Here is an 8,662-nt window from a genome sequence, read left to right as displayed (position 1 = left end):
CTGCTTTGGATGGTGTGACAACGCTGACTGTGGGCGGCATCGCCGTGGTGACTAATGGCGTAGCCGCAGGCTTCCCGCAATCGGTCACCACACCTTTGGGCAGCACGCTGACGATCACCGGGTTTAACGCCACCACTGGTGTCGTGAGCTACAGCTACACCCTGGATCACAACGATGCACACCCGACCGCCAACGGCGCCAACACCCTGAGCGAACAGTTCGCTGTCACCGTGGTGGACGACAACGGCACCACCGCGAATGCCAATCTCGACGTCAACATCGTCGACGACCTGCCAAAAGGCGTGGATGACAGCAACGCTGGCACAGCTTCGGAAACCAACCTGACCCTGACCGGCAACGTGCTGACCAACGACGTGCAAGGCGCCGACCGCGTCCCGACCGGCCCCAACGCTGGCCCGATCACTGCCGGAACCTTCACCGGGACTTACGGCACCCTGGTGTTGAATGCCAACGGCACTTACACCTACACCGTCAACCCTAACGATGCGGACTTCAAAGCGCTGCACGGCGGTGGCAACGGCACTGAAACTTTCACCTACACGATCACTGATTCGGACGGTGACACCAGCACCGCGAACCTCGTGCTGCAGATCCACAATAACGACGATCCGGTGACCATCAACGGCCTCGACGTGAACGGTGGTGAACTCACCGTTTTCGAGAAAAACCTCAGCACCGGCAGCGCACCGGATGCCACCGCCCTGACTCAGAGCGGTACTTTCACGATCACTGCTTTGGACGGTGATCACGGTCACACGCACTTCGTCGTTGCCACCACCGGCCTGTTCCACGATGGTCGGTGTCGTACCGGTGTTGATGTAGTAGATGTCATCACCTGCACCACCTTCCAGGCGAATGGCGGTCGCTGTGTGATCAGGGCCGGTGCTAAGGATGTCGTCGAACGCCGAGCCGATCACGTTCTCGATTCCGGTCAGAGTATCGCCCTCGGCATCGCCACCCTTGCCGACCATGCCAGTGCCAAATCGCACCTCAACGTTGACACCTTCAAAAGACGCCGAATAGTCAACTGTATCGACACCCGCCCCGCCATTTATCTTGTCCGCTCCGGCACTCCCCGTGATCAGATCATTGCCACCCAAGCCATTTATTTCGTCATCACCACTGGTACCGATCAGCGTATCCGCGCCGTTTGTCCCGTTTATAACTGCCATTACTTCTTCCTTGCCTTGTTTGTGAACCGGTACAGGCCCGCGTGGCGATCACTCGTTATCGCGGCGCATTTTTCTGGAACAACGAATGTGTTGATATCGACAGAAAACGCTCTGCGCTTGAGCTCTTCGCAAGGAAAAATGGCTCGAAAATGAAATATTCGCTGGAAGGAATATCAATCGGATAATGGTCATCAAGCGGATGGCCTACAGTTACCCGGCCCGCAAGCTCTTCTTCAGGAAGATCAAGAGTGTCTTTCCCGGTAATCCATGAAGGATACAAAAAAGGGAGGCCGATCCACCTGGATCGGCCTCCCTCGTTTCAGCTCAACATGCCTTCGATGAACACAAGGCAATTGAATCAGCCAAACATGGCAAACCCATCGCCATTGATCGGCAGAACATCACGGTTGGCCGCTTGGAAGTGCTCGATGGTGTTGCCACCAGCGAACCAGCCCACCAGTTTTACCCCTTGGGCGGTTGGATCGGACGGCGGGGAATAGCCATCGTTGAGGTACAGGTCATCGCCAACCCGTGCCAGCTGCAACGTACTGGCCGAGCGGATGTTATTCAGGATCAAGGTGTCATTGGTGCTGAGCCCGTCATCCCGAATCGTCACCAACATGCCGGTGTTGACGAAATAGGTGTCATCCCCCTCTCCACCATTGGCGAAGCCGGTGGCCTTCATCTGCCCAGGCGCAGTACCCAGGGCGCCGAAGGTCAACGCATCATTACCCGCACCGCCAAGCAGGACAAAGTTCGCGCCCGTACCGAGCAGATCGTCGTTACCTTCCCCGCCATCTGCGGTGCCACTGACGACATAAACCGTGTCATTTCCGGCTTCACCATAGGCGATGGTGCCACGGTCGTCCGGAGCACTGATGATTTTGTCGTTGCCATTGCCGCCGAACAACATGTCGGCTTGTGGGCCAGCGGCAGCCACGTCGACCGCGAATGGCCCGGGCTGGGTGTTTAAGCCGCCGTAGATGACGTCATTGCCATCGCCGCCATAAATGGTGTCATTGCCGAGACCGCCTTCGAGCACGTTGACCAACGCATTTCCGGTAAGAATGTCATTGAAGTGTGTGCCGATAATGCTCTCGACGTTGATCAGCACATCGCCCTGCGCATCGCCGCCCTGATTGACGCCGGTTTGCAAATTGATGTTCACCGCCGCGGTGCTGTTGAGGTACCAGACGGTGTCGATCCCTTCACGACCGTCAATCACATCGGCGCCACCGCCACCGACGAAGTTGTCGCTGATCGCAGTACCGGACAGGGTGTCGGCAAAATTGCTGCCCTGGAAGATCTCTATCCCGGTAAAGGTATCGCCAGCGGCATCCCCAGCGTTGACGTTGGTTTTCAGGTCGATAGTGACACCACTGGCGGACGACTCGTAGCTGACCAGATCGAAGCCTGTACCGCCATCGAGTGCCAGTGCGGTAGCTCCGCCCACAAAGATGTCGTTGAAATTTGAGCCACGCATCGCTTCGATACTGTTGAAGGTATCTCCCAGTGCGATCCCGGTATTGATCCCGGTTGTCAGGTTGACGCTGACGCCCACGGTGCTGTCAAGGTACGACACGGTGTCCATGCCGCCGCCGCCGATGAACTGGTCGGCACCACCACCGCCATAGAACACGTCGTTGCCGTTGCCGCCGGTGATGATGTTGTCACCGGCATTACCCCAACCGGTAAACGAAGCCGTGCCGGTGTAGGTCAAGCGCTCGACGTTCGCCGCCAGCACGTGATCCTTGTAACTGACCCGTACTTCATCGTTACCACCGCCAGCCTGCTCGATGACGGTCACAGCGCCACCCATGACATAGTAAATGCCGCCACCCATGACATAGTAAATGTCATCGCCGGTGCCGCCCTCGTAGGTAGCAAAGAGAGAAGCTTCGGTGGTGAAGGTATCGTTGAATGCGGTACCGATGACCTTTTCGATACCCGTCAGCGTATCGCCCTGTGCATCACCACCGACACCTGCCAAACCGGTACCCGGCCGAATATCGATGTTGATCCCCGCTGCGGACGCTGAATAATCGACCGTGTCGAAATTCTCACCACCATTCAACTTGTCCGCACCGGCTCCGCCGATCAGGATGTCATTGCCCGCCCATCCATTTATCTCGTCATCACCACTGGTACCTGTCAGCGTATCCGCGCCGTTTGTCCCGTTTATTACCGCCATTGTTTCTTCCCTGCCTTGTTGTGAAACCAGTACCGGTTCGCGTGTCGACCACACGTCATTGCAGCAAACGTTAAGACCAACGAATGTGTTGATATCGACAGGAATCAATCGCTCCTTGAGAGGCGTCAGAAAAAATGTATCGGAATTGATGCAAATGCGAACGTCGGGTGCAAAAAAGGGAGGCCGATCCACCTGGATCGGCCTCCCTTCGTTTCAGCTCAACATGCCTTCGATAAACGCAAGGCAGATGAATCAGCCAAACATGGCAAACCCGTCGCCATTGATCGGCAGAACATCACCGTTGGACGCCTGGAAGTGCTCGATGGTATTACCACCCGCGAACCAGCCCTGCAATTTGACACCTTGGGCGGTTGGATCCGACACAGGGAAATAGCCGTCATTGAGGTACAGGTCATCGCCGACTCGCGCCAGTTGCAACGTCGCGGCTGACTGAACGTTGTTCAGGATCAGCGTGTCATTGGTGCTGTGGCCGTCGTCACGAATGGTCACCAGCAGGCCGGTGTTGACGATATACGTGTCATCACCTTCACCACCGTTGGCATAGCCGTCAGCAGGCGCACGCCCTACGGACAGGTTCTTGAGGCCAAGGTTGAGCAAGTCATTGCCCGCCCCGCCCAGCAACACGAAGTTGTTGCCCGTGCCCGTCAGTGTGTCGTTACCGTCACCGCCGTCGGCCTTGCCATGGACAACAACGATCGTGTCTCTGCCAGCCTCGCCATAGGCGATGGTTCCAACGTCGTCGGCAGCACTGTAGATGTAGTCGTCGCCATTACCGCCATACATCAAGTCCGCTTGTGGGCCGCTGGCAACGCCAGGCACAGCGAACGGCGCGATCGGGGATACCAGCCCGCCATACAGGGTGTCACCACCATCACCGCCGTACAGCACGTCATTACCCAGCCCACCTTCCAGAAGGCTGCCGACTGCACTGGCTGTGATCGTGTCGTTGAAATGGCTGCCCACTACCCGTTCGATATTGAGCAGGACATCACCCTGGGCGTCACCACCCTGATTGACGTTGGTTGACAGGTTAATGTTCACGCCGGCAGAACTGTTGACGTACCACGCACTGTCGAACCCTTCACGTCCGTCGATCCGGTCGGCGCCTGCGCCACCGACAAAAATGTCGGTGTAGATCGATCCGGACAAGGTGTCGTCAAAGTTGCTGCCCTGGTAAATCTCGAAACCGGCAAACGTGTCACCAGCAGCATCACCCGCGTTGACATTGGTTTTCAGGTCAATGGTCACGGCGCTGTCGGACTGTTCATAGCTGACCAGGTCGACACCGTCGGAACCATCCATGGCCATGGCGGTGCTGGAACCGATGAAGATATCGCCGGCCTTGGAACCGAGGAATTTCTCGATGCTCGAGTACGTGTCACCCGCGGCAATTCCGGAATTGATCCCGGTCCTGAAGTTCAGGGTCACGCCGACAGTGCTGTCGGTGTAGCCGACCGTGTCCATGCCCGCGCCACCGATGAACTGGTCGGCACCGTCACCACCGAACAGGATGTCGTTGCCGATGCCGCCGGTGATGATGTTGTCGATCGCATTGCCGTAACCGACGAACGCGCCAGTGCCGGTGTAGGTCAGGCGTTCAACGTTGGCGTTGAGAGCTTGCGAGCCGTAGTTGGTACGCACTTCGTCATTGCCGCCGCCGACCTGTTCGATGACCGTGCCGCCCGCGCCGTTGATGATGTACACGTCATCACCCGCGCCGCCTTCGAAGGTCGCCGTGAGCAGGTCAATGCTGAAGGTGTCGTTGAATGCAGTACCGATGACCTTCTCGATGTTGATCAGGGTATCGCCTTCGGCGTCGCCACCGATGCCTGCACGCCCTGGGGTGTTGTAGCGGATGTCGACGTTGATCGCGGCAGCCGAGGTCGAGTAGTCCACGGTGTCCATGTTCCCCGCGCCGCCATCGAAGGCAATCGCCCGGCTGTCGGCGACGAAGGTGTCGTTGAAGTTCGAACCACGGATCCCTTCGATATCGACGAAGGTATCGCCGGTGGCAATACCGCTGTGCACGCCGGTCTTCAGGTTGACGGTCACACCAACGGTGCTGTCGGTGTAGCCCGCGATGTCGAACCCGGCGCCGCCGATAAACTGGTCTGCGCCGTCGCCACCAAACAGGGTGTCGTTGCCGATGCCACCGGTGATGATGTTGTCGCTGGCATTGCCGTAACCGGTGAACGCGCCAGTACCGGTGTAGGTCAGGCGTTCAACGTTGGCGTTGAGACCTTGCACACCGTAGTTGGTGCGCACTTCGTCATTGCCGCCACCCACCTGCTCGATGACCGTGCCGCCAGCACCGTTGATGATGTACACATCATCGCCCGCGCCGCCCTCGAAAGTCCCCGACGTTGACGTGCGGTAGGGAACGATCAAATTTTTCCTTAGCCATCGATATCACCCCTCACAGAAGAAATAAGCAAACAACCCTAGCCATTAAAACAAAGGCAGATATTTTCATATCTGCCTTGTTATATGGAGCTCTTGAGCGGATTTGAACCGCTGACCTCACCCTTACCAAGGGTGTGCTCTACCAACTGAGCTACAAGAGCGTAACACTTTGCACAACCTGCAAACTTGGAGCGGGTAGCGGGAATCGAACCCGCATCATCAGCTTGGAAGGCTGAGGTTCTACCACTAAACTATACCCGCGGAGCCTGCAGCCCACGCTAAAATCTGGTGGAGGGAGAAGGATTCGAACCTTCGAAGTCGTAGACGTCAGATTTACAGTCTGATCCCTTTGGCCGCTCGGGAACCCCTCCTAATCAGGCCGGCATTCTATACTATGCCAAACCCTTGTCAAGCATTTTCTCATTTAAAAACCTGAGGTTAGCTGCTTTGACATCGCCCTACTGCTTCAACCTTTTCAGGTCTTCGCTGTGGAGCGGGCGCCATTCTATGCAAACTATTCCGCAGGTGCAACCCCCTCGCACAGCATTATTTTATGTTTTAACTCATTGAATTCCTTGGAAAGGTTTTGTAACTGAGCGTCGCCCAGGAAACGCTGGGTTTCAGGCGTGATTCGGAACCAATATGCATTGCTGGAAAGATCTTTCGGCAAAGGCTGAGCTTTCGCACCAAGCTCACTCAAGCGCTGTTCCAGCGCCTGCGCAGTTTCAGGACGACCCGAACCACCTATATATAGACACTGCCCATCGGCCTTCGCACCTCGCGAGGCATCACCAGCCTCACTCAGCAAACGGATATCTTGCTGCGAACCACGATAAAGACTGAGAGGCGTGACATCCTTTGCACGCAATGGAGCCTCCTGCTGATGCCAGACGTAATAAAAAACATTGAGTACCAGAAGTAGGAGAAACAACCAACGCATACAAACCTCAGGACAAAGGACATGCCATAGCCAAACCTACGAACACCAAATCGGAAACGACTCGGGCGCCCGGTGCAACATCCGACACCAGTTCAGCATCTCCACCAGTGACAAAAATGCTGAAAGATTCCCCCCAGTAGGATCGCGCCATTTCCAACTGAGTCAATACGAACCCTCTCAGCATCAGCGAACAACCTCGCTCCACCGCCTCAACCGTATTGCGCCCAGGAGCCCGACTGGTCAGTGCCCGCTCCGCCGCAAGATCCCCATAGCGAATCTTGCGAGTGTGCGTACGCAATTGATTTCGCATTAGCGGCATGCCGGGGCAAATGAAGCCCCCTAGGTGCTCACCATCCGCCGCAATGAAGTCAGCGGTCACCGCCGTCCCGAAATCCAGGACCACGCAAGGGCCATTGGCCAAATGAAAGCCACCCAGCATCGCCAGCCAGCGATCGAGCCCAAGGCGCTCGTAGTCGTCATAGCCATTCTTGACGCCGGACATCTCGCGAGCGGGGGTCGCACGGACAACGGAAATACCGAACTCACGCCTGAGAAAACCAATCAGCAAATTGGTCTCCTCTTCTGTTCTTACACTGACAAGGCGGCATTTAGCTAGAGACAATTTATCAGCCGAGCGAAGACTGGCGACTAATGCCTCATCAGAGTCAACCACCCCCTCCGCGACCAGGGCGCCTGACTCATCACTCAGCACCCGCCACTTGATAAAGCTGTTTCCACAATCGAGCTCAAGAATCATCACGCAGCCTCAAGCTGAGCTCACCGCCACTAAAGACTCTTTCCACACCACCCACATTCAGCCGCAGAGCACCTTGATTATCGATCCCCAACACCACACCATCTATTTGATTAATACCGGCAGTCAGAGTGACCATCTGCCCTTGCCACAAATGATTCGCTTGCCACTCCGCCTGAAGCGCAGAGAAACCGCCTGATTGGTGACGCTGTAAATAAAGCTGTAACTGCTTACTCAGCTCAACCGCCAGAATATTACGGTCGCAAGCTCTTCCCGACTCGAGCCTCATTGAAGTCCACTGTTGATCGATTTCGTCGGTAGCTTGCATGTTCACGTTAATGCCAACACCCAGCACTACGTGACACACATCAGCAGGATCCCCGACCAGCTCCAGCAAGATTCCGGCGACTTTTTTCCGCCCAGCCAAAACATCATTGGGCCACTTCAGCCCCGCAGCTGGCACCCCAAGTGCACGCAGGGTTTGCATGACCGCAAGACCCACAACAAGACTCAGCCCTTCAACTTGACGCATCCCACCATCTATACGCAGTACGAGACTGTAATAGAGATTCTCGGCAAACGGACTGACCCACTTGCGACCTCTACGCCCACGTCCAGAAATTTGTCGCTCCGCCAGCACCAGAAAGGGCGCCATTTGACCCCGATCAACGGCGCGCAACGATTCGGCGTTAGTAGAGTCGATTGAGTCGAAGACACTCACAGACCAGCCGGTTAGACTTTCCTCTATCTTGACTGAATCAAGCAACGCCAATGGTGAGGCCAACTGATAGCCCCGCCCTCGAACTTTATGTATTGATAACCCAAGCTCAGCCTCCAGATGCTGAAGCTGCTTCCACACTGCACTTCGACTAATCCCCAGGGCAGCGCCCAGGGTCTGACCGGAATGGAATCGCCCATCCCTCAGAAGGTTCAACAACGTCAGCATGCCTGTCTCACCTCAAAATGAGGCCGAATAATAGCCATGCGCTGAGCCGTTGCATAGAATTCACGCAATCCGGGTACTGAGTCGTGACCATAAGGTCTCGCTTCAGCAAATTGGGTATGGGATAGTTTTCGGTGTTTTTGTGAATGTCGAACTTTCGGTTCATTGCGTCTTCACACACCGCAATCTGATGCTCTTTCGAGTAGTCAAATTGCTT

General features: G+C 56.1%; 5 protein-coding genes, 3 tRNA genes and 2 pseudogenes (1 of these 10 only partly in view). 1 reads left to right on the top strand and 9 read right to left on the bottom strand.

Annotated elements, in window-relative coordinates; all coding sequences use genetic code 11:
- Positions 1-764 (top strand): annotated as a pseudogene (locus JJN09_RS29475) (beta strand repeat-containing protein) (its annotated part extends 1,486 nt beyond the left edge of the window); the annotation flags it as partial.
- A 315-nt stretch (positions 765-1,079) separates the two neighbouring features.
- On the opposite strand, the pseudogene JJN09_RS29470 reads toward JJN09_RS29475, so the two are convergent.
- The 9 genes and pseudogenes from JJN09_RS29470 to birA all read right to left on the bottom strand — a co-directional run.
- Positions 1,080-1,193, bottom strand: a pseudogene (locus tag JJN09_RS29470) (hypothetical protein); the annotation flags it as partial.
- Positions 1,194-1,551: 358 nt separating this feature from the next.
- Positions 1,552-3,576 carry a calcium-binding protein gene (locus tag JJN09_RS29465; RefSeq protein ID WP_249484907.1) on the bottom strand — a complete coding sequence of 675 codons (2,025 nt, stop codon included), beginning with the start codon at positions 3,574-3,576 and terminating at the stop codon, positions 1,552-1,554.
- A 60-nt stretch (positions 3,577-3,636) separates the two neighbouring features.
- A complete protein-coding gene (locus JJN09_RS29705; protein ID WP_302851935.1) occupies positions 3,637-5,793 on the bottom strand; it encodes a calcium-binding protein in 2,157 nt (718 codons plus the stop codon).
- A gap of 100 nt (positions 5,794-5,893) precedes the next feature.
- A tRNA-Thr gene (locus JJN09_RS29450) sits at positions 5,894-5,969 on the bottom strand.
- Positions 5,970-5,995: 26 nt separating this feature from the next.
- Positions 5,996-6,069 (bottom strand) — tRNA-Gly (locus JJN09_RS29445).
- Positions 6,070-6,094: 25 nt separating this feature from the next.
- Positions 6,095-6,179: transfer RNA gene (locus tag JJN09_RS29440), tRNA-Tyr, on the bottom strand.
- A gap of 143 nt (positions 6,180-6,322) precedes the next feature.
- Positions 6,323-6,748 (bottom strand): hypothetical protein, encoded by a 426-nt coding sequence (locus tag JJN09_RS29435; protein WP_249484906.1) that lies wholly within the window; start codon positions 6,746-6,748, stop codon positions 6,323-6,325.
- A 7-nt stretch (positions 6,749-6,755) separates the two neighbouring features.
- Entirely contained in the window at positions 6,756-7,505 is a 750-nt protein-coding gene (locus JJN09_RS29430) for a pantothenate kinase (protein ID WP_249484905.1), read from the bottom strand.
- Complete coding sequence (gene birA, locus JJN09_RS29425; RefSeq protein ID WP_249484904.1) at positions 7,495-8,448, bottom strand: bifunctional biotin--[acetyl-CoA-carboxylase] ligase/biotin operon repressor BirA; 954 nt, start codon at positions 8,446-8,448, stop codon at positions 7,495-7,497. The genes JJN09_RS29430 and birA overlap by 11 nt, the downstream gene beginning before the upstream one ends.
- Positions 8,449-8,662 lie beyond the last annotated feature (214 nt).

Source organism: Pseudomonas sp. HS6 (genome assembly GCF_023375815.1).
Lineage (GTDB): Bacteria > Pseudomonadota > Gammaproteobacteria > Pseudomonadales > Pseudomonadaceae > Aquipseudomonas.
The sequence above is the reverse complement of the archived record's forward strand: the minus strand, read 5'-3'. Positions and strand labels throughout refer to the sequence as shown.

What these genes read in the sequence shown, in the direction of transcription:
- birA (WP_249484904.1), bottom strand. Translation starts at nt 8,448, where the DNA reads ATGCTGACGTTGTTGAACCTTCTGAGGGATGGGCGATTCCATTCCGGT.
- JJN09_RS29430 (WP_249484905.1), bottom strand. Translation starts at nt 7,505, where the DNA reads ATGATTCTTGAGCTCGATTGTGGAAACAGCTTTATCAAGTGGCGGGTG.
- JJN09_RS29435 (WP_249484906.1), bottom strand. Translation starts at nt 6,748, where the DNA reads ATGCGTTGGTTGTTTCTCCTACTTCTGGTACTCAATGTTTTTTATTAC.